This is a genomic window from Aquincola sp. J276 (assembly GCF_024700035.1).
In the GTDB taxonomy this organism is placed as follows: Bacteria; Pseudomonadota; Gammaproteobacteria; order Burkholderiales; family Burkholderiaceae_C; genus Aquincola; species Aquincola tertiaricarbonis.
Genome location: NZ_JAJONC010000001.1, coordinates 2,679,635 through 2,699,298, shown reverse-complemented (window position 1 = coordinate 2,699,298; position 19,664 = coordinate 2,679,635). Strand labels below are relative to the sequence as shown.

The following is a 19,664-nucleotide window of genomic DNA, read 5'->3' as shown; positions in this document are numbered from 1 at the left end:
TCGTCTAGATGTGTGGCATGGCCGGCTGCTCGGTGGCGAACACCTTCTGCACCGCCGGCCGGGCCAGCATGCGCTGCAGGTAGGGTCCGATGTGCGGCAGGCTGCGCGCGGGGCGGCCGAAGCCGCGCGTCCAGCGGCACAGCACGAAGGCCAGTGCATCGGCGGCGCTGTAGTCCGTGCCCAGCAGCCATGGGCCCTCGTGCGAGCCGAGGTGCGTGTCCAGCTGGTCCAGCATGCGGCCGATGGCGGCCTCCGCATGGGCCTTCACCGCCGCGGCGCCGGCTGCATCGTCGGCCATGCGGTCGGGGTAGAAGTAGTGGATCAGCATGGCCTGCAGCGTGTTGGTCATCCACACCAGCCACTTGTAGAACTCGGCCCGCTCCGGCGTGCCGACGCCGGGCGCCAGAACCGCATCGGGGTGCGTGTCGGCCAGGTGCAGCAGGATGGCGGCGGTCTCGTACAGCACCAGGTCGCCGTCCTGCAGCACCGGGATCAGGCCGTTGGGGTTGAGCTTCAGGTACTCGGGCGACTTGTGCGCCGCGTGCTCGCGGTCCACGCGCACCAGCTCGAAGGGCACGCCCAGTTCTTCCAGCAGGATGTGCGGCGCCATGCTGGCATTGCCGGGGTAGTAGTGCAGATGGATCATCGTGATGGCTCCGGCGCCCGGGGCCCGGGCGGGGCGCAAGGTTAGCCGGTGTTTACGGCGCTGTTGAGCTGTTGGGCCCGCGCACGGCGCTGGAACAATCGCGCAGCCACCGCTTCCGCCCGCCGTCGCCATGAACCGCCTTGCCCTGCACCTCGCCAAGCATCCTGCCGCCACGCCCTTCGCCATTGGCGCCGGGCTGGGCGCGGTGGCCGGCTTGATGCTGCAGGTGGGCATTGGCGGCGTTGCCGGCCTGCTGATGGCGCTGCTGCTGGTGGCATCGGGCACCGCCTCGGCACTGTGCCTGCAGCTGCACCGGCGGCCCCTGCCGGCCGGGCCGGTGCGCCGGCAGGCACTGCGCGCCTGGGGCGTGGCCATCGGCCTGGGCATGGCCGCCGCGCTGTGCGGCATCGACCTGGCGATCGGCGCGCGTTAGGCCGCCAGCCGCGCCTTCAGGAAGTCGATGAACAGCCGGGTCTTCACCGGCAGCTGCTCCCGCCGCGGGTGGTAGATGTACAGGCCGTCGAACGATGGGCTGAACTTCTGCAGCACCTCGACCAGCCGGCCCTCGGCCACCCAGCGCGCGGCCGCCTCGGGCAGCACATGGCACACGCCCACGCCTTGCGCCGCGGCCTCCAGCATCGTCATCCAGTGATTGACGATCAGGCTGCCGCTGACCGACAGCGCGACGATGCGCCGGCGTTCCAGGAACTCCCAGCGGTAGGGCGCGCCGGTGGAAGCCAGCCGGTAGTTGATGCAGTTGTGCTGCAGCAGGTCGGCCGGCACCTGCGGCGTGCCGCGGCGGGCGAGGTAGTCGGGTGAGGCGTAGGTACGCAGCCGGAACTCGCGCGTGAGCGGCACCGCGATCATGTCGCGCTGCAGCGATTCGCCGAGGCGGATGCCGGCGTCGAAGCCTTCCTTGACGATGTCCACCAGCGCATCCTGGTAGGCCAGCTCTAGCGTGATGTGCGGATGCAGCCGCGCGAAGTCGCCCAGCAGCGGCTCGATCAGCAGCTGGCCGGCCACCATCGGCAGCGTGATGCGCAGCAGGCCGCCGGGCACGCTGGCCTGCATCTGCAGGTCCTCGGTGGCCTGCGCCATGCCGGTGAGCAGCGGCGACACGCGCTCCCAGTAGGCGCGGCCGGCTTCGGTGAGGTTCACGCTGCGGGTGGTGCGCTCGAACAGCCGCACGCCCAGGCGGGCCTCCAGCTTGCGGATGGTCTGCGACACCGCGGCCGGCGTCACGCCCAGCAGGTGGGCTGCGCCGGTGATGCTGCGCAGCTCCGCGGTGCGGGCGAAGGCCGTCATGGCGGCCAGGATGTCGGGGTTCATTGCCAAGTACTGCTTAAAAGGCCATGCACTTTTATTGTGTATGCCTTTCGAGTCGGGCTGGGCACACTCCTTCGCTTCATTCCGGAGGCCCGTCCATGACCACCCTGAACATCAATGGCCGCAGCCAGGCGGTGGAGGCCGATCCCTCGACGCCCATCCTCTGGGCGCTGCGCGACAACCTGCAGCTCACCGGCACCAAGTTCGGCTGCGGCGCGGCCCTGTGCGGCGCCTGCACGGTGCACATCGATGGCCAGGCGGTGCGCTCCTGCGTCACGCCGATCAGCGCGGTGGCCTCCGGCCAGCGCATCACCACCATCGAGGCGGTGGGCACCGACCCGGTGGGCCGTGCCGTGCAGGCCGCCTGGGTGAAGCACGACGTGGCCCAGTGCGGCTATTGCCAGAGCGGCCAGATCATGAGCGCCGCCGCGCTGCTCAAGCAGAACAGGAAGCCGACCGACGCCGACATCGATGCCGCCATGTCCGGCAACGTGTGCCGCTGCGGCACCTATGCGCGCATCCGCGCCGCCATCCACGATGCCGCCAAGACGCTGGCCTGAAGGAGCGACCATGACCGCACACACCACGGATCGCCTGCCCGCCGCGCTGCCGCGTCGCAGTTTCCTGAAGATGGCCGCCGGCAGCGGCTTCGCGCTCGGCCTGTATCCGCTGGCGGGCGCCGCCCAGGGCACGCCGCCCGCCACGCCGCAAGGTGCCGCGGTGGCCGCCGCGATGGCCGGCGAACTCAAGCCCAGCCAGCAGCCCGGCGCCTTCGTGCGAGTGGCCGCAGACGGCGCGGTGACCGTGATGGTCAACCGCCTGGACTTCGGCCAGGGCGTGCACACCGCGCTGCCCATGCTGGTGGCCGAGGAGATGGATGCCGACTGGCGACTGGTGCGGGCCGAGCTGGCGCCGGCCGCCGAGGCCTACAAGGACGCCGGCTTCGGCATCCAGATGGTCGGCGGCTCCAACTCCATCAAGAGCTCGTGGCTGCAGTACCGGGAGCTGGGCGCCCGGGCCCGTGCGATGTTCGTCAACGCCGCGGCCCAGCGCTGGAACGTGCCGGCCTCGCAGGTGCGCGTGGCCGACGGCGTGGTGAGCGCCGGCAGCCGCCGCGCCACCTTCGGCGAGCTGGCCGAGGCGGCCATGAAGCAGCCGATGCCGGCCAGCGTCACGCTCAAGCAGCCGGCCGACTTCAAGCTGCTGGGCCAGCCGACGCGCCGGCTCGATGCACCGGCCAAGTCCAGTGGCCGGCAGTCGTTCGGCATCGACCTGCGGCCGGCGCAGGCCCGGGTGGTGCTGATCGCACGGCCGCCGGTGTTCGGCGCGAAGCTGGCCTCGGTGGACGATGCCAAGGCGCTGGCCGTCAAGGGCGTGTCCAAGGTGCTGCGCATTCCGCTGGACCGCGGCGCCACCGGCGTGGCGGTGGTGGCCGACGGCTACTGGCCGGCCAAGATGGGCCGCGACGCGCTCGGCTTGAGCTGGAACACCGACGGCGTGGAGAAGGTGAGCACCGACGCGCTGCTGCAGCGCTACAGCGAGATGGCGAGGCAGCCCGGCCTGAAGGCCCGCGTGGCCGACACCTCGGCCCTGGCCGGCGCGCCGCGCCGCATCAGCGCCGAGTACCGCTTCCCGTACCTGGCGCATGCGCCGATGGAGCCGCTCAACTGCGTGATCGACTTCCGCGGCGATGCCTGCACCGTGACCGTGGGCTCGCAGTTCCAGACGCTGGACCACGCCGCCGTGGCCGCCACCCTGGGCCTGCCGCCCGACAAGGTGACGCTGAACACCGCGATGGCCGGCGGCGGCTTCGGCCGGCGCGCGGTGCCTTCGTCGGAATACGTGGTGGAAGCCGCGCAGGTGGCCAAGGCCTGGCGCGCCGCCGGCGGGCAGGGCCCGCTGCAGCTGATGTGGAGCCGCGAGGACGACATCCGCGGCGGCTACTACCGGCCGATGCATGTGCACCGCGCCGAGATCGGGCTGGACGCGCAGGGCAAGGTGCTGGCCTGGCAGCACACCATCGTCGGCCAGTCCATCCTCACCGGCACGCCGTTCGAGTCCTTCATGGTGAAGAACGGCATCGACGCGGTGTCCACCGAAGGCGTGGTGGACACGCCCTATGGCTTCCCCATCGCGCTGGACGTGCACCATCCCAAGGTGAACGTGCCGGTGCTGTGGTGGCGCTCGGTGGGCCACACCCACACTGCCTACGTGATGGAAACGCTGGTGGACGAACTGGCCGCGGCCGCAGGCCAGGACCCGGTGGCCTTCCGCCGCACGCTGCTGGGCGACCGCCATCCGCGCGTGCGTGCCGCGCTCGACCTGGCGGTGGCGCGCTCCGGCTACGGCCAACGCAAGCTGCCCGCCGGCCGTGCCTGGGGCGTGGCGGTGCACGAGTCCTTCTCGTCGGTGGTGGCCTATGTGGTGGAGGCGTCGGTGGCCGATGGCCAGCCGGTGCTGCACCGGGCCGTGGCCGGCGTGCATTGCAACTTCGCGGTCAATCCGCTGACGGTGGAGGCGCAGGTGCAGGGCGCGGTGCTCATGGCGCTGGGCACCACGCTGCCCGGCGCGGCCATCACGCTGAAGGACGGCGTGGTGGAGCAGAGCAACTTCGGCGACTACACCGTGGCGCGCATGAACCAGATGCCGCGGGTGGAGGTGCACATCGTGCCCAGCACCGAGGCGCCCACCGGCATGGGCGAGCCCGGCTTCCCGGCGCTGGCGCCGGCCCTGGCCAATGCGGTGGCCGCGCTCACCGGCCAGCGGCTGCGCGAGCTGCCCTTCAAGCTGGCCTAGACGAGCCGCGCGCCGCTGTCGGTCGCCCGCCGTGCCTGGTGGGCGGCCAGGTGGTCCTCGATGGGCGCGGGGCGTGCGTACAGGTAGCCCTGGTGGCGCACGCAGCCCATCTCCAGCAGCCACTGGCGCTCGCGGTCGGTCTCCACGCCTTCGGCCAGCGGCGTGATGCCCATGCTGCGCGTGAGCTGCACCATCGCGCTGACGATGCGCTTGTTGACGGTGTGCTCGGTGCGCCCGCGCACGAAGCTCTGGTCGATCTTCAGCACGTCGATGGGAATGCGGGTGAGGTAGCTCAGCGACGAATAGCCGGTGCCGAAGTCGTCCAGGTAGATCGCCACGCCCATCGCCCGCAGCGCGGTGATGCGCTCGATGCACACGTCGGGGTCTTCCATGAAGGCGGACTCGGTGATCTCCAGCGCCAGCCGCTGCGCCGGCAGGCCGGTGGTGGCCAGCACCTGCCGCACCGTGCTCACCAGGTCGCTTTCCATCAGCTGGCGTGGCGAGAGGTTGACCGACACCTGCGCCTGCGGGAAGGCCTTGGCCACGTCGCTGCGCACGAAGGTGCTGCAGGCCGCGCGCAGCGCCATCTCGCCCAGCGCCAGGATGTGGCCGGTCTCCTCGGCGATGGCGATGAAGTCGGCCGGCGAGATGAATTCGCCGCCCGCGGTGCGCCAGCGCATCAGCGCCTCGAAGGCCAGCACCTCGCCGCTGTGGCCGTCGGCCACCGGCTGGTAGACCATGTAGGGCTCGCGCCGCTCGATGGCCTGCGGCAGCGCCAGCTCGATGCGGCGGGCCTTTTCCCGCTGGCGGCGGTAGGCCTCGTCGTGCACCACGTAGCCCGGCCGCACGTGCAGGCAGGCCCGGCGCGAGGCGATGGTGGCATTGGTGAGCAGCGCACGCAACTCGCCGGTGGTGCCGATGGCCACGCCTACGCGGCCGGGCGTGGACAGCATGGCGTCGCCATAGGGCAGGGGCTCTTCCACCGCCCGCGCGATCTCGCCGGCCTGCACCTCCAGCGCCTCGGCGGAGCAGGCCTCGAAGCTCACCAGCGCGAATTCGCGCATGCTCACCTGCGCGATGACGTAGCGCTCGCCGAAGCGCGCCACCAGCCGGCCAGCCAACGTGCGCAGCAGGCCCGCGCTGAAGTCCGCACCCAGCGTGATGGTCAGGTCCTCCAGCCGCACCAGCAGCAGCAGGAACACGTTGCACGGCGTGGCGGCCGGCGCCTGCGCCTCCACCCGGTGGGCCAGGCCCATGCGGTTGAGCAGGCCGCTGTCGGGGTGGTGGAAGGCCTGGTGCTGGAACAGCTTGTGCATCGCGGCGAATTCGCCCAGCGTGTCGTTGAAGCGCTCGATCAGCGAACGCCACTCCCCGCGGAAGCGCGAGCCGTCGGCACGCACCGCCAGTTCGCCGCGGGCCACGCTCTCGCGGGTGCGCAGCATCTCGCTGTTGAACAGGGCGATGGTGTCGATCAGCACCTGCAGGCCATGCGCCATGTGGCCCACCTCGTCGCGCCGGTGGTAGGCCACGCTGGTGCTCAGGTTGCCGTCCACCGTGGCCTGCGCGGCACCGGCGATCAGCCGCAGCGGCCCGGCAATGGAGCGGTACAGCAGCCACATCGCCGCCGACATGAAGCCCACCAGCAGCGCGCCCAGCGCCGAAACGACGGTGAGCCGGCGCCGCGTGTCCGCGGCCTGCCGTTCGGCGATCTGCACGAAGGACATGGCCGCCTGCTGGCGCGATTCCTGGGTGATGTCCACCATCTTGTCGGCGTCCTCCATCAGCGCGCCCCAGCGGGGCTTGAAGCTGGCCGACCACGCGCCCAGCGCCAGCTTGTCGGTGAACTCGCGGATGGAGCGATGGGCGCGGCTGTTGGCCAGGCTGCGCGCATGGCCGGCGATGTCGGCATCGCTGTGCGCCATCAGCACCGACAGCATGTGGTCGCTGCGGTGCGAGGAATCCAGCAGCGGCGCGACGATGCCGCGGTCCTGCGTCAGCGCGCCGCCCTGGCTGGCGCGCTCGATGCGCCGCAGCGCCGAGGCCTGGCGCGAGAACTCCTCCAGCAGCATCGCCACCGACAGCAGGCTGTTGGTGCGCGAGCCCAGCGCCGGCGCGATGCAGCGCTCTTCCACGAAGGCGGCCAGGCGGAACAGCTGCCGCACCGGCTGGGTGTACAGGTGGCCGGCGGTTTCCTCCTTCATCACCGCCTGGTCCACCCGCGCGCGCAGCCGGCGGAGGTAGTCCGGCAGATGGGTCATCGCGGGGTCATCGCCGATGGCCTGGCGCACCGCCTCGGATTGCTGCACGAAGGCCTGCAGGCCCTGCACCGCCAGGTCCACCTCGCGCCGGGTGCTGGCCTGCCGGCGCTCCAGGTTGGCCTCGCCGGCAGCGGCAGCCTGCGCCAGCTCGCGCTCGCGCGCCAGCGCGAACAGCAGCCGGTCCGCATGCCGGCCGAAGTGCAGGCCCTGCACCGAGCGGTCGTGCAGGGCCAGGCTGCGCGCCTGCTCGGTGACGATGACCGCCAGCAACGACAGCACGATGGCACCTGCCAGCACCGAGAAGATGGCCAGCCGGTCGCGCAGCAGCAGCTCGCCGGAGCGCAGGCCGCGCCACAAGCGGCCGATGACCGAGCCGTGCGGTGGATGGAGGAAGGCGGCGTCGCGGCTGGATCGCATGGGCAGGTCTCCGGAATCAGCGCGAGGCCGCGGCGCTGGCCGGCGCGGCCGCCGCGGGCGCGGCCTGCTGGGCCCGCCACTGGCGCCAGGTGCGGTCGATGCCGGCGGTGACGTCGTTGACCGAGGCGCCCTTCAGGTGGTCGACCATGCCCGTCCAGAAGGCGGCGGTGCCCAGCACCGCGGGCATCAGGTCCGAGGCGTCCATGCGCATGACCGTGGCTTCGTGCCACACGGCCGACAGCCGCGCGGCCAGCGGTTCCACGTAGCTGGCCGGTTCCACGTCCTTGTGGCCGGAGAGGTAGGCGCCGGCGGCCGCGCGGCGGCGGCCGAAGTCGGCCGAGGCCATGTAGCGCAGCACCTCCATCGTCTCCGGCCGCGCATTCAGCGGCGCGGCCACGTCGCCGGCCACCAGCAGTTCCACATGCGATTCGCTGCGGCCGGGCAGGATGAAGAAGTCGATCTGCTCGCCAGGGCCGATGTGCACCGAGTCGGGGAACTCGGAGGTCACCCATTCGGAGTTGCGCATCATCATGCAGGGCGCCGGCTGGCCGGCGAACTTGCGGGCCGCCTCCTCCACGAAGGTGTGGAGCACGCCTTCCGGGCCGCCCAGCGTCATGCCCGGCGTGCGCACCATGCGGTCCCAGCGCGCGAAGGCCCGGCGCACCGGGCCGGCGGTGAAGGGCAGCTCCTGCGCCACCCAGCGGTCGTAGGCGGCCGGGCCGGCGTCACGCAGCATGAATTCCTCTACCCAGTCGGTGCCCACCCAGCCGGTGGCACCACGGGCGGCCACGCCGATGCACCAGGGCACCAGGCCCTTGCGGATCATCTGCTGCTCCAGCGCGGCCAGCTCCGCGTCGCTGCGCGGCACCGCCAGGCCATGCTGCTCGAAGAGCGCGCGGCGGTACCACACCAGGCTCTTGATGGCCACGCGGGCCCACAGGCCGTAGTGCTGGTCGCCACGGCGCAGCAGCGGGTCCAGGAAGGGCGGGAAGTCGCGCACCACCGTCTGCGCCAGGTCGGGCGGCAGCGGGTGGATGAAGCCGCCGGCCACCATCTCGCGGAACAGGCCGGGCTGGGCGAACACCGCGATGTCCGGCGCCTCGAAGCCGGGCGTGGCCACGAACACGTGGTCGGCGAAATCGCCGCCGGCCGCGCGGATCACCACCTCGATGCCGGTGCTGCGCTCCATCGCCGCGAAGGCTTCCTGGTAGCGGGCGCTGTCCTGCAAGGAGAAGGACGACAGCAGGGTCACCCGCTTGGAGGGCGGGGTGGCGCCCTGGCCGGCAGGTGCCTCGGTGCCGCCGGTGCCGCGCAACTGCAGCAGCAGCACGGCCAGGACGAACAGGCAGCAGGCCAGCGCGCGGGCTGGGGTCAGCAGGGTGTGGATCTTCACGAGCACCTCGGCGGGTCTGGAGGTACTGCAGCGGCGCGCCGTGGGCGCGGCCGACGCCTGTTCTTCGGCCGGGCGGGCGCCCGGCTTGAGGCCCTGGCACGTGGCCTGCCCCTGCCGGCACGGCACGTACAGTGCCCCTCCAGCAACACGGAGCTTGAATGACGAGAAGACTTCTGCACGCCGCCCGTTGCGGGCTGCAGGGCTTGTGCGCCCTTTCACTGGCCGGCTGCGCCGTGCCCGCCTTCCTGCAGCAGCGCCCGGCCGGGCCGCCGGTGGTGTACGACTGCGAGGACGGCCTGCGGCTGACGGTGCGCTATGCCGATGGATCGGCGCAGGTGACGCTGCCCGACGGCCAGCAGCTGCAGCTGGCGCAGCAGCCCGCCGGCTCCGGCATGCGCTACGCCGGCGGCCCGAACGAGCTGCGCGGCAAGGGCCGCGACATCACCTGGGCGGTGGACGGCCGCATTCCCACCAACTGCATCGCGCAGGGCCGCTGAGCGTCAGACGACGCAGCCGGCCTCGGGCGCGACGCCGCCGTCGCCGGCCGACAGCGGGGGCGGGATCACGTAGCCGTAGCGCGAGGCGGTCAGCTCCGCCAGGATGGCCACGGCGATCTCCGGCGGCGTGCGCGCGCCGTTCTTGATGCCCACCGGGCCATGCAGCCGGTCGAGCTGCGCGTCGGTCAGGCCGAAGTGCTCCTTCAGCCGCGCCTTGCGCTTGGCCTGGTTCACGCGGGAGCCGATGGCGCCCACATAGAAGGCCGGGCTGGCCAGCGCTTCCATCAGCGCCAGGTCGTCCAGCTTGGGGTCGTGCGTCAGCGCGACGATGGCGGTGTGGCCGTCAGGCCTCAGCTCGGCCACCACGTCGTCGGGCATGCCGCGCAGCGAGGCGGGCGCGGGGCACGTCCCAGCCGGTGGCGTATTCCTCGCGCGGGTCGCAGATCAGCACCTGGTAGTCCAGCGCCTGCGCCATCGTGGCCAGGTAGTGCGTCATCTGGCCGGCGCCGATCAGCAGCAGCCGCCAGCTCGGGCCGTGCGTGGTGGTGAGCGTGGTGTCGGTGAGCTGCAGCACGTCGCCTTCGGCCGGCGGCAGCAGCTCCACATGGCCGTCGGCCAGCGTCAGCACGCGGCGGATGCGGTCGCCGTGCTGCAGCACCGCCAGCAGTTCGTCGATGCGCGAATGCGGGCCCACCGGCTCCAGCACCAGTTCCAGCGTGCCGCCGCAGGGCAGGCCGAAGCGCGTGGCCTCCTCGGCGCCCACGCCGTAGCGCACCACCTCGGGTGCGGCAAGCGTCAACGCACCGTCACGAACGCGGGCGATCAGGTCGTCCTCGATGCAGCCGCCGCTCACGCTGCCGGCGATCTGGCCGTCGTCGCGCACCGCGACCACCGAGCCCACCGGACGCGGCGCCGAGCCCCAGGTGCGGGTGATGGTGCCCAGCACCACGCGGCGGCCTTCGGACTGCCAGGTGGCCAATTGCCGCAGGATGTTGAGATCGACGTTGTCCATGCACTGACGATAGCGCCAAGGCGGTGGCCTTGCACGGGCAAGGCCGCGGGTTTTCCCGTCGGTGCAAGGCCGGATGGCCTGCCCTAGCATGCGGCGGCGGCCGTGGTTTGGGCTTTGGATCGCGGCGTTCAGGCATTCCTAGGAGACAACCGATGGGTACCAAGATCACGCTGCAGGTCAACGGCGCGGCCGTGACGAAGGAAGTCGAACCCAGCACGCTGCTGGTCGAATTCATCCGCGAGGATTTGCGGCTGACCGGCACCCACGTGGGCTGCGACACCGCGCAGTGCGGCGCCTGCACCGTGCACCTGAACGGCCGTGCGATCAAGAGCTGCTCGATGCTCGCGGTGCAGGCCGAAGGCGCGGAGCTCACCACCATCGAGGGCATCGCGCCGGCCAACGGCGATCTGCATCCGATGCAGGCCGCCTTCAAGGCCTGCCACGGCCTGCAGTGCGGCTTCTGCACCCCCGGCATGGTGATGAGCGCCATCGACCTGGTGCAGCACCACGCACACGGCACCGAGGCGGAGATCCGCCATCACCTCGAAGGCAACCTGTGCCGCTGCACGGGCTACCAGAACATCGTCAAGGCCGTGCAGCAGGGTGCTGCCGGCATGGGCGCCTGAGGCAGGAGCGACGCACATGAACGCCAGGCAAGGTTTCATCGGCCAATCGGTGCCGCGCCGCGAGGACGCGCGCTTTCTCACCGGCCGCGGCCAGTACACCGACGACATCACGCTGCCGCGCCAGACCTACGGCATCTTCGTGCGCTCGCCGTATGCGCACGCGAAGCTCACGCGGGTGGACACGGCAGCCGCCCAGGCCGCGCCCGGGGTGCTGGGCGTGTACACCGGCGAGCACTTCAAGGACGTGGGCGGCCTGCCCTGCGGCTGGCTGATCAACAGCACCGACACCACGCCGATGAAGGAGCCCAAGCACCCGATCCTGGCGCTGGACAAGGTGCGCTACGTGGGCGACCGCGTGGCCCTGGTGGTGGCCGAGACGCTGCAGCAGGCCAAGGAAGCGGCCGCGCTGGTGGAGGTGGACTACGAGGAACTGCCCGCGGTGGTGGACGTGGCCAAGGCCGCGCAGGTGGCCGCGGCCGGCGGCGCGCTGCATGCCGAATCACCGGACAACCAGTGCTACCTGTGGGCCATCGGCGACCAGGCCGGCACCGACGCGGCCATGGCCTCGGCACCGCACATCAGCAAGCTCACCTTCCGCAACAACCGGCTGGTGCCCAACGCCATCGAGCCGCGCGCGGCCAATGCCAGCTACAACCCCTCGGACGACAACTACACGCTGTACGTCGCCAACCAGAACCCGCACGTGGAGCGGCTGCTGATGTGCGCCTTCGTGCTGGGCATCCCCGAGCACAAGATGCGCGTGGTGGCGCCCGACGTGGGCGGCGGCTTCGGCTCCAAGATCTTCCTGTACGGAGAGGAGACGGCGCTGGTGTGGGCCAGCAAGCAGCTGGGCCGGCCGATCAAGTGGACGGCCGACCGCAGCGAGGCCTTCCTGTCCGATGCGCACGGCCGCGACCACCTCACCACGGTGGAGCTGGCCACCGACCAGCAGGGCAAGTTCCTCGCGCTGCGGGTCAGGACGCAGGCCAACCTGGGTGCCTACCTGAGCACCTTCTCGTCGGCGGTGCCCACCATCCTGTACGCCACGCTGCTGGCCGGCCAGTACGCCACGCCCAAGATCCACTGCGAAGTGCAGGCGATGTTCACCAACACCGCGCCGGTGGACGCCTACCGCGGCGCCGGCCGGCCCGAGGCCACCTACGTGGTGGAGCGCATCGTCGAGACCGCCGCGCACGACCTGGGCATCGACCCCGCCGAGATCCGCCGCCGCAACTTCGTGCGCGAGTTTCCGTATGCCACGCCGGTGGGCCTGACCTACGACACCGGCGACTACGAAGCCACGATGGCCCGCGCCATCGAGCTGGCCGACGTGGCGGGCTTTGCCGCCCGCAAGGCCGAGAGCGAGGCCAAGGGCCTGAAGCGCGGCATCGGCTACTCGGCCTACATCGAGGCCTGCGGCATCGCCCCGTCGAGCGTGGCGGGCGCGCTGGGCGCACGCGCCGGCCTGTTCGAGGCCGGCGAGGTGCGGGTGCACCCCACCGGCAAGGTCACCATCTTCACCGGCAGCCACAGCCACGGCCAGGGCCACGAGACCACCTTCGCGCAGGTGGTGGCCGACAAGCTCGGCATCCCGCTGGACGACGTGAGCATCGAGCACGGCGACACCGGCAAGGTGCTGTTCGGCATGGGCACCTACGGCAGCCGCTCGCTGGCGGTGGGCGGCACCGCCATCGTCAAGGCCATCGACAAGGTGGTGGCCAAGGGCAAGAAGATCGCGGCCCACCTGATGGAGGCGGCCGACACCGACGTCGAGTTCGAGGACGGCGTGTTCAAGGTGGCCGGCACCGACAAGAGCGTGCCCTTCGCGCAGGTGGCGCTCACCGCCTACGTGCCGCACAACTTCCCGCATGACAAGCTGGAGCCCGGCCTGAACGAAAACGCGTTCTACGACCCCAGCAACTTCACCTATCCGGCCGGCACCTACATCTGCGAGGTGGAGGTGGACCCCAAGACCGGCGAGACGCGGGTCGACCGCTTCACCGCCTGCGACGACTTCGGCAACGTCATCAACCCGATGATCGTGGAAGGCCAGGTGCACGGCGGGCTGGCGCAGGGCATCGGCCAGGCGCTGCTGGAGCACGGCGTGTACGACGACGACAGCGGCCAGCTGCTGTCCGGCAGCTACATGGACTATGCGATGCCGCGCGCCGACAACTTCCCGCACTTCCAGGTGGAGACGGTGCAGGGCACGCCCTGCACCCACAACCCGCTGGGCGTGAAGGGCTGCGGCGAGGCCGGCGCCATCGGTTCGCCGCCTGCGATCATCAACGCCATCTGCAATGCCGTCGGCGTGCGCGACATGCCGATGCCGGCCACGTCGTTCACGGTGTGGAAGGCGATGAACGCCTGAACCAGGAAGCACAACACATGCAAGCCTTCGAATACTCCAAGCCCGCATCGGTGGCCGATGCGATCCGAGCGGCCGGTGGCGGCGACGCCAAGCTGCTGGCCGGCGGCCAGTCGCTGCTGGCGTCGATGAAGCTGGGCCTGGCCGCACCTTCCGCGCTGGTCGACCTGAGCAGCATCGGCGAGCTGAAGGGCATCACCGTGGCCAATGGCCAGGTGACCATCGGCGCGATGACCACCCATGCCGCGGTGGCCGCCTCGGCCGAGGTGCAGCAGGCCATCCCGGCGCTGGCCAAGCTGGCCGGGCTGATCGGTGACCGCCAGGTGCGCAACCGCGGCACCATCGGCGGCAGCCTGGCCAACAACGACCCTGCGGCCTGCTACCCGGCCGCGGTGCTGGGCCTGGGCGCCACCATCCACACCGACCAGCGCCAGATCCCGGCCGACAGCTTCTTCAAGGGCCTGTACGAAACCGCGCTGGCCGAAGGCGAGGTCATCACCGCCGTCAGCTTCCCCGTGCCGCAACAAGCCGGCTGGGAAAAGATGCGCAACCCGGCATCGCGCTTTTCGCTGGTGGGCGTGTTCGTCAGCCGCGGTCCGGCCGGCACCCGGGTGGCCGTCACCGGCGCGGGCGCCTGCGTGTTCCGCGTCAAGGCGCTGGAAGACGCGCTGGCCGCCAACTTCACCGCCGCCGCCTGCGAGGGCGTGAAGGTCAGCGCCGATGGCTTGAACACCGACCTGCACGGCTCGGCCGCCTACCGGGCGGCGCTGATCCCGGTGCTGGCCGGCCGCGCCGTCGCAGGGAGTTGAGCGGCGGCCGCCGCAGCACCCCGCCCAACGCCGCACACTGTTGCGGCGTTCCGCATTTTTGAACCAGGCCTTCCGCTTTGACCTCCACCTCCCTGCCCGCCAGCATCGACGACACGCTGACCCAACTGCTGCAGCACGACTACGTGGCCGAGCGCACGCTGGCCACCACGGTGTTCCTGGCGCTCAAGCTGGAGCGGCCCTTGTTCCTGGAGGGCGAGCCCGGCACGGGCAAGACGGAAATCGCCAAGACGCTGGCCCGCATGCTGGGCCGCCCGCTGATCCGCCTGCAGTGCTATGAAGGCCTGGACCTGGCCGGCGCCGCCTACGAGTGGAACTACCCGCGGCAGATGATGGAGATCCGCCTGGCCGAGCATGCCGCGCCGGGGCAGGCCACCCGCGAGGCGCTGGGCCGCGACCTGTTCAGCGAGCGCTTCCTGATCCGCCGCGCGCTCTTGCAGGCCATCTCGCCCGACCAGCCGGTGCCGCCGGTGCTGTTGATCGACGAGCTGGACCGCGCCGACGAGCCGTTCGAGGCCTTCCTGCTGGAGGTGCTGTCCGACTTCCAGATCACGATTCCCGAACTGGGCGTGGTGCAGGCCGCGCATCCGCCGATCGTGGTGCTCACCAGCAACCGCACGCGCGAGATCCACGATGCGGTCAAGCGCCGCTGCCTGTACCACTGGGTCGACTTCCCCGATGCCGCGCGTGAGGCGCAGATCCTGGCCCAGCGCGTGCCCGGCGCGCCGGAGAAGCTGGCCGCCGAGATCGTGGCCTTCGTGCAGCAACTGCGCGCGGTCGAGCTGTACAAGCTGCCCGGCATTGCCGAGACCATCGAGTGGACGCGCGCGCTGATGGCGCTGGACGCGGTGGTGCTGGACCCGCAGACCGTCAACACCACGCTGGGCGTGCTGCTCAAGTACCAGGACGACATCGCCAAGGTGCAGGGCGGCGAGGTGGCGCGCCTGCTGCAGCAGTTGCGCGACAACGCTGCGCACGGCTGACGCCGCGCCTGCCCCGATGCACCGCCTGGCCGAGAACGTGATGCACTTCGGGCGCGTGCTGCGCACCGCCGGCGTGCCGGTGGGCACCGACCGCATCCAGCTCGCGCTGCAGGCGCTGCAGGTGGCGGGGCTGCAGTCGCGGGCGGACTTCCGCGCCGCGCTGGCCGCCTGCCTGCTCGACCGCCACGAACACCGCGCGATGTTCGACCAGGCTTTCGACCTGTACTGGCGCGACCCCGACCTGGCCGGCCGCATGATGCAGATGCTGCTGCCGCAGGTGCAGGCCAACGACGCCAACGCCCCGCCGCCCCCGCCCGAGAACCGCCGGCTGGGCGAGGCCTTCTCGGTCGGCGCGCCACCGCGGCCGCAAGCCCCGCCGCCGCCGGAGCGCATCGAGATCGAGGCCACGCTCACCTTCAGCGAGCGCGAGCTGCTGCAGCGGGCCGATTTCGACACCATGAGCGCGGACGAATGGCTGCAGGCCAAGCATGCGCTGCGCCGGCTCAAGCCGCTGTTCGAGCCCATCACCACCCGCCGCACCAAGCCCTCCGCGCATCCCGGCCGCGCCGACTGGCGCGCCACCATGCGCGACATGGCGCGCCATGGCGGCGAACTGCTCAAACCGCAGTGGCGCGCCCCGCGGCAGCGCCCGGCACCGCTGGTGGTGCTGGCCGACATCTCGGGCTCGATGAGCCGCTACTCGCGCATGCTGCTGCACTTCACCCACGCTGGGCCGGGCCGACGTGCGGGTGGAGAGCTTCGTCTTCGGCACCCGGCTCACGCGCACCACCCACCTGCTGCGCCAGCGCGACCCCGACTTTGCCGTGGCCCAGGTGGTGCGCGCGGTGCAGGACTGGTCGGGCGGCACCCGCATCAGCGCCTGCCTGCACGAGTTCAACCAGCAGTGGGCGCGGCGCACGCTGGGCGGCCGGGCCACCGTGCTGCTGGTCACCGACGGGCTGGAGCATGGCCACACCGAGGCGCTGCGCTTCGAGATGGAACGGCTGCACAAGAGCTGCCGCCGGCTGGTGTGGCTCAATCCGCTGCTGCGCTGGCAGGGCTTCGAGCCGAAGGCGGCGGGCATCCGCACGATGCTTCCGCACGTGGACCGCTTCGTGCCCGCGCACAACCTCGAGAGCCTGGAACAACTCACCCGCCTGCTGGCGAGCGACACGCCGGCACGGCCCCACTGACAACAACGAACGGGAGTACACGAGCATGCAACTCACCAACCAGCAGACGCTGCCCGTCAGCCAGGTGCAGGCCTGGGAGGCGCTGAACGACATCAGCCTGCTGCAGGCCGCGATGCCCGGCTGCGAGAGCATCACGCCCACCGGCGAGAACCAGTACGAGGTGCTGGTCACCGCGGCCATCGGCCCGGTGAAGGCCAAGTTCAAGGGCAAGCTCAAGCTGGCCGACCTGGACCCGCCCAATGCCTACAACATCCAGTTCGAAGGCCAGGGTGGCGCCGCCGGCCACGCCAAGGGCACGGCCGCGGTGCGGCTGGAGCCGGCGGGCCCGCACAGCACGGTGCTGCACTACACCGCCAATGCCAACGTGGGCGGCAAGATCGCGCAGATCGGCTCGCGGCTGGTGGACATGGCCGCGCAGAAGATGGCGACCGAGTTCTTCGAGACCTTCAACGCCAAGCTGGCCGAGCGCTATGCGCCGGCACCGGAACCCGCGGCGGCCGTGGCCGAGCCGGCCGCCGCCGCCGCGCCGGTGAAGAAGGGCGGATTCTGGGCCTGGCTGAAGCGCCTGTTCGGGGGTTAGCCGCCCTCAGTGCGCGGCTCAGGGCCGCAGCAGGCTGTCCAGCGGCAGCGTGATCGTGGCGCCGATGCGCGCCTGGTGGCGGGTGCCGTCGTCGGCCGCCACGCGCAGCCAGCCCAGCTCGGGCGCGATGGTGGCCGCGCCCCAGCGCCACTGCGCGCTGCCGGTCAGGCCAAACAGATGGCCCGAATGGCGGGGGTCGTCGGTGCGGCCCAGCACGCCGATGCGCGCGCCCACCCGGCCGGCATGCAGCCGCAGCGCGGTGCGGCGCTCAGCGTCCAGCCAGCCCAGCGTGAGCAGGCGGCTGTCGGGGCCCGCGCCGGCACCGATCCAGCGGCCGCCGTGGGTGTAGCCGTCGCCATAGGCGTAGTTGCGGTAGGCGCAGCCCTTGTCGGCGTCCTGGCCCACCGGCATGCGGCAGCCGGTCTCGGCCACCTCCGCAAACCAGCGGTGGCGTCCGTCGGCCGACCAGTGCTCCAGGCCGTACACGCCCAGGAACTTGGAGGGCATGTAGTTGGCCTCGTCCTCGCCGATCAGCTGCACATAGCCGGCGCAGCGCCAGCCGGCGGGGCAGCCGGCGCGCAGGTCGATGCCGGCCATGCCGTTGCCGGGGTCGGCGCCGGTGTAGTCCTCGTCGCCCGCATTGGTGCCGCGGCCGCCCAGCATGCGCAGGAAGCTGCGCAGCGACTGGTCGCGGCCTTCGCCGCCCCACTGCGCGGTGCGGGTGAGCCCGATCTCCAGCGAAGGCAGCGGCCGCAGCGTCAGCCGGTGGCCGATCAGGAACGGGTTCTTCGGCTGGCGCGTGTCGTCCGTCTGCGCGATGAAGAACTCGAAGTTCCACGGCCCGGCCCAGGCGAGCCAGGGCGATTCCGAGCGCGAGGCCGATGCCCGCTGGAAGCCCAGGCCCAGCATCGGCGGCGCGTTGTGGCCCAGCACCAGGCTGTCCTGCCAGCCCGGCCCCCACCAGGCCTGGCGGGACCAGGCCTGCAGCTGCCAGCCCAGCGCCTGGGCCACCACGGCGGTCTCGTCCAGCCGCACGTCGGTGCCGTGGTTCCAGGGCGCGGTGGCGCGGCCCGCACGCACGCCGAACTGCGCCGCGAAGTGCGTGCCTTCGTAGGCAGGCGAGCGCAGCGTGGCCTGGCTGCCGGGCGCGCCGTCGTCGCCGAAGCCGGGCAGGGCTTCATCGTGGCTGCGCACGGTGAGCGAGGCCTGCGCCCGCGTGGCCCGGGACAGCCCGGCCTGCACGCTGGCGCGGGCCTGGTCCAGCGCCGGTGGCAGCGCGGCCGGCAAAGCGGCCAGCGCCTGCTGCACCGCGGCCCGCGGCAGCGGCCAGTGGCTGGTGGTCAGCGACAGGCCGGCTTCGTCGACCAGGCGCTGCAGGGCATGGCGTTCGAAGGGGTCGGGCGTCCAGGGCAGGGAAGCCTGGGCATGGGCGGCGGTGGCCACCAGCAAAGCGGCCAGCGCACTCAGGCGGCGCAGCAAACGGGTAGGCGCAAACGGCAAACGGTCCTCGGGCATGTGAACGAAATCACGCCGAATCTAGCGAGGTTGTTGCTGCGCAGCATCGATATCCTTGGGGAGCCGGCGTTGGGATGGTGCGGTTTTGCAACGCTCTGGTGCGCCCGGGCGGTTGCCCCGCGCGTGTGCTCCGGCGCAGGTGACGCCGGACGCTGTCAAGATTCACCTCATCGCCGCATTGCGTGCGGTTTGTGCTGGTGTGCCGCTGCTTCGTGGGATTCCGTTCCAGCGCGATTCGCCCATGGCCCGGGCGTGCGCCGTCATCGTCCTGTCACGACCGACGGGCAGCGTGCCGGGTTCCGCCCGCCAACCCCGCCGCCATGAACGAACGTACTGACGACACCTCGCTGCAGCAGCTGCAGCGCATGCACCTGGACCTGATCGACAGCTACGACGAAGAGCTGGAAATGGCCATCGACGACGGCGACGATGCACCGGACGAGGCGGCCCGCGCCCGCCGCCGGCAGTACTTCCGCGAGCTGTTCCGGCTGCAAGGCGAGCTGGTGAAGCTGCAGGACTGGGTGGTGGGCACCCGCCAGAAGGTGGTGATCCTGTTCGAGGGCCGGGACGCGGCCGGCAAGGGCGGCGTCATCAAGCGCATCACCCAGCGGCTGAACCCGCGGGTGGCCCGCGTGGCCGCGCTGCCGGCGCCCAACGACCGCGAGCGCACGCAGTGGTACTTCCAGCGCTACGTGAGCCACCTGCCGGCGGCCGGCGAGATCGTGCTGTTCGACCGCAGCTGGTACAACCGCGCCGGCGTCGAGCGGGTGATGGGCTTTTGCACCGACGACGAGGTGGAGGAGTTCTTCCGCACCGTGCCCGAGTTCGAGAAGATGCTGGCGCGCTCCGGCATCCGGCTGATCAAGTACTGGTTCTCGATCACCGACGACGAGCAGCACGCCCGCTTCCTCACCCGCATCCATGACCCGCTCAAGCAGTGGAAGCTGAGCCCGATGGACCTGGAATCGCGCCGCCGCTGGGAGGACTACACCCGCGCCAAGGAAGCGATGATCGAGCGCACCCACATCCCCGAGGCGCCTTGGTGGGTGGTGCAGGCGGTGGACAAGAAGCGCGCCCGGCTCAACTGCATCGCGCACCTGCTGTCGCAGTTCGACTACCACGAGGTGCCGCACGAGCCGGTGCAGCTGCCCGCCCGGGTGCGCCATGCCGACTACATCCGCCAGCCGGTGCCGGCCGAAATGATCGTGCCCGAGATCTACTGAGCGC

16 protein-coding genes and 2 pseudogenes are annotated in these 19,664 nt (G+C 71.3%); 11 read left to right on the top strand and 7 right to left on the bottom strand.

The features are described 5' to 3' along the window. Window positions 1-4: 4 nt before the first annotated feature. Window positions 5-646, bottom strand: a complete 642-nt coding sequence (locus LRS14_RS12340; RefSeq protein ID WP_257799716.1) for a glutathione S-transferase family protein — start codon at window positions 644-646, stop codon at window positions 5-7. A gap of 130 nt (window positions 647-776) precedes the next feature. Here LRS14_RS12340 and LRS14_RS12335 point away from each other — a divergent pair, with 130 nt between their 5' ends. Beyond that, a complete protein-coding gene (locus LRS14_RS12335; protein WP_046113092.1) occupies window positions 777-1,079 on the top strand; it encodes a hypothetical protein in 303 nt (100 codons plus the stop codon). Here LRS14_RS12335 and LRS14_RS12330 read toward each other — a convergent pair. After that, window positions 1,076-1,975, bottom strand: coding sequence for a LysR family transcriptional regulator (locus LRS14_RS12330; RefSeq protein ID WP_046113093.1), 900 nt, complete (start codon window positions 1,973-1,975; stop codon window positions 1,076-1,078). The two genes, LRS14_RS12335 and LRS14_RS12330, sit on opposite strands and share 4 nt — an antisense overlap. Window positions 1,976-2,070: 95 nt before the next feature. Between LRS14_RS12330 and LRS14_RS12325 the strand changes: the two genes are divergently transcribed. Next, window positions 2,071-2,532: a (2Fe-2S)-binding protein gene (locus LRS14_RS12325; protein ID WP_257799715.1), complete on the top strand. Its 462-nt coding sequence runs from the start codon at window positions 2,071-2,073 to the stop codon at window positions 2,530-2,532. A 10-nt stretch (window positions 2,533-2,542) separates the two neighbouring features. After that, window positions 2,543-4,768: a xanthine dehydrogenase family protein molybdopterin-binding subunit gene (locus tag LRS14_RS12320; protein WP_257799714.1), complete on the top strand. Its 2,226-nt coding sequence runs from the start codon at window positions 2,543-2,545 to the stop codon at window positions 4,766-4,768. On the opposite strand, the gene LRS14_RS12315 is transcribed toward LRS14_RS12320, so the two are convergent. Then, window positions 4,765-7,443 (bottom strand): bifunctional diguanylate cyclase/phosphodiesterase, encoded by a 2,679-nt coding sequence (locus LRS14_RS12315; protein ID WP_052736287.1) that lies wholly within the window; start codon window positions 7,441-7,443, stop codon window positions 4,765-4,767. The two genes, LRS14_RS12320 and LRS14_RS12315, sit on opposite strands and share 4 nt — an antisense overlap. Window positions 7,444-7,459: 16 nt before the next feature. After that, window positions 7,460-8,836 (bottom strand): ABC transporter substrate-binding protein, encoded by a 1,377-nt coding sequence (locus LRS14_RS12310; RefSeq protein ID WP_157039543.1) that lies wholly within the window; start codon window positions 8,834-8,836, stop codon window positions 7,460-7,462. Window positions 8,837-8,994: 158 nt separating this feature from the next. On the opposite strand from LRS14_RS12310, the gene LRS14_RS12305 reads away from it, so the two are divergent. Further along, a complete protein-coding gene (locus tag LRS14_RS12305; protein WP_257799713.1) occupies window positions 8,995-9,333 on the top strand; it encodes an MliC family protein in 339 nt (112 codons plus the stop codon). 3 nt (window positions 9,334-9,336) lie between these two features. Here the strand turns inward: LRS14_RS12305 and LRS14_RS12295 are convergent. Then, a pseudogene (locus LRS14_RS12295) lies at window positions 9,337-10,345 on the bottom strand (XdhC family protein). A gap of 152 nt (window positions 10,346-10,497) precedes the next feature. On the opposite strand from LRS14_RS12295, the gene LRS14_RS12290 reads away from it, so the two are divergent. The 4 genes from LRS14_RS12290 (at window position 10,498) to LRS14_RS12275 (ending at window position 15,149) form a co-directional block, all read left to right on the top strand. Further along, the gene (locus LRS14_RS12290; protein ID WP_257799710.1) at window positions 10,498-10,971 is read left to right on the top strand and encodes a (2Fe-2S)-binding protein; all 474 of its coding nucleotides are present in this window, start codon (window positions 10,498-10,500) and stop codon (window positions 10,969-10,971) included. A 16-nt stretch (window positions 10,972-10,987) separates the two neighbouring features. Then, window positions 10,988-13,342, top strand: a complete 2,355-nt coding sequence (locus LRS14_RS12285; RefSeq protein ID WP_046113099.1) for a xanthine dehydrogenase family protein molybdopterin-binding subunit — start codon at window positions 10,988-10,990, stop codon at window positions 13,340-13,342. 17 nt (window positions 13,343-13,359) lie between these two features. Next, window positions 13,360-14,148, top strand: coding sequence for a xanthine dehydrogenase family protein subunit M (locus LRS14_RS12280; RefSeq protein WP_257799709.1), 789 nt, complete (start codon window positions 13,360-13,362; stop codon window positions 14,146-14,148). A 77-nt stretch (window positions 14,149-14,225) separates the two neighbouring features. Continuing rightward, on the top strand, window positions 14,226-15,149 hold the full coding sequence (locus tag LRS14_RS12275) for a MoxR family ATPase (RefSeq protein ID WP_257799708.1): 924 nt from the start codon (window positions 14,226-14,228) through the stop codon (window positions 15,147-15,149). Here LRS14_RS12275 and LRS14_RS30685 read toward each other — a convergent pair. Beyond that, window positions 15,061-15,753 carry a hypothetical protein gene (locus LRS14_RS30685; protein ID WP_404977585.1) on the bottom strand — a complete coding sequence of 231 codons (693 nt, stop codon included), beginning with the start codon at window positions 15,751-15,753 and terminating at the stop codon, window positions 15,061-15,063. The genes LRS14_RS12275 and LRS14_RS30685 overlap by 89 nt on opposite strands. Here LRS14_RS30685 and LRS14_RS30680 point away from each other — a divergent pair. Both LRS14_RS30680 and LRS14_RS12260 read left to right on the top strand, forming a co-directional pair. Continuing rightward, window positions 15,643-16,342 (top strand): annotated as a pseudogene (locus LRS14_RS30680) (vWA domain-containing protein). The gene LRS14_RS30685 and the pseudogene LRS14_RS30680 sit on opposite strands and share 111 nt — an antisense overlap. Before the next feature lie 25 nt (window positions 16,343-16,367). Then, on the top strand, window positions 16,368-16,922 hold the full coding sequence (locus LRS14_RS12260) for a CoxG family protein (protein ID WP_257799706.1): 555 nt from the start codon (window positions 16,368-16,370) through the stop codon (window positions 16,920-16,922). A gap of 18 nt (window positions 16,923-16,940) precedes the next feature. Here LRS14_RS12260 and LRS14_RS12255 read toward each other — a convergent pair whose 3' ends face one another. Further along, window positions 16,941-18,437, bottom strand: coding sequence for a capsule assembly Wzi family protein (locus tag LRS14_RS12255; protein ID WP_257799705.1), 1,497 nt, complete (start codon window positions 18,435-18,437; stop codon window positions 16,941-16,943). 320 nt (window positions 18,438-18,757) lie between these two features. On the opposite strand from LRS14_RS12255, the gene ppk2 reads away from it, so the two are divergent. Further along, complete coding sequence (ppk2, locus tag LRS14_RS12250; RefSeq protein ID WP_046113104.1) at window positions 18,758-19,660, top strand: polyphosphate kinase 2; 903 nt, start codon at window positions 18,758-18,760, stop codon at window positions 19,658-19,660. Window positions 19,661-19,664 lie beyond the last annotated feature (4 nt).

Bases quoted from the DNA above. Each gene is read 5' to 3' on its own strand.
- LRS14_RS12330 (WP_046113093.1), bottom strand. From the start codon at position 1,975: ATGAACCCCGACATCCTGGCCGCCATGACGGCCTTCGCCCGCACCGCG.
- LRS14_RS12325 (WP_257799715.1), top strand. From the start codon at position 2,071: ATGACCACCCTGAACATCAATGGCCGCAGCCAGGCGGTGGAGGCCGAT.
- LRS14_RS12280 (WP_257799709.1), top strand. From the start codon at position 13,360: ATGCAAGCCTTCGAATACTCCAAGCCCGCATCGGTGGCCGATGCGATC.
- LRS14_RS30685 (WP_404977585.1), bottom strand. From the start codon at position 15,753: ATGGCGCGCCATGTCGCGCATGGTGGCGCGCCAGTCGGCGCGGCCGGG.
- LRS14_RS12315 (WP_052736287.1), bottom strand. From the start codon at position 7,443: ATGCGATCCAGCCGCGACGCCGCCTTCCTCCATCCACCGCACGGCTCG.
- LRS14_RS12305 (WP_257799713.1), top strand. From the start codon at position 8,995: ATGACGAGAAGACTTCTGCACGCCGCCCGTTGCGGGCTGCAGGGCTTG.
- LRS14_RS12255 (WP_257799705.1), bottom strand. From the start codon at position 18,437: ATGCCCGAGGACCGTTTGCCGTTTGCGCCTACCCGTTTGCTGCGCCGC.
- LRS14_RS12335 (WP_046113092.1), top strand. From the start codon at position 777: ATGAACCGCCTTGCCCTGCACCTCGCCAAGCATCCTGCCGCCACGCCC.
- ppk2 (WP_046113104.1), top strand. From the start codon at position 18,758: ATGAACGAACGTACTGACGACACCTCGCTGCAGCAGCTGCAGCGCATG.
- LRS14_RS12320 (WP_257799714.1), top strand. From the start codon at position 2,543: ATGACCGCACACACCACGGATCGCCTGCCCGCCGCGCTGCCGCGTCGC.
- LRS14_RS12260 (WP_257799706.1), top strand. From the start codon at position 16,368: ATGCAACTCACCAACCAGCAGACGCTGCCCGTCAGCCAGGTGCAGGCC.
- LRS14_RS12340 (WP_257799716.1), bottom strand. From the start codon at position 646: ATGATCCATCTGCACTACTACCCCGGCAATGCCAGCATGGCGCCGCAC.
- LRS14_RS12285 (WP_046113099.1), top strand. From the start codon at position 10,988: ATGAACGCCAGGCAAGGTTTCATCGGCCAATCGGTGCCGCGCCGCGAG.
- LRS14_RS12290 (WP_257799710.1), top strand. From the start codon at position 10,498: ATGGGTACCAAGATCACGCTGCAGGTCAACGGCGCGGCCGTGACGAAG.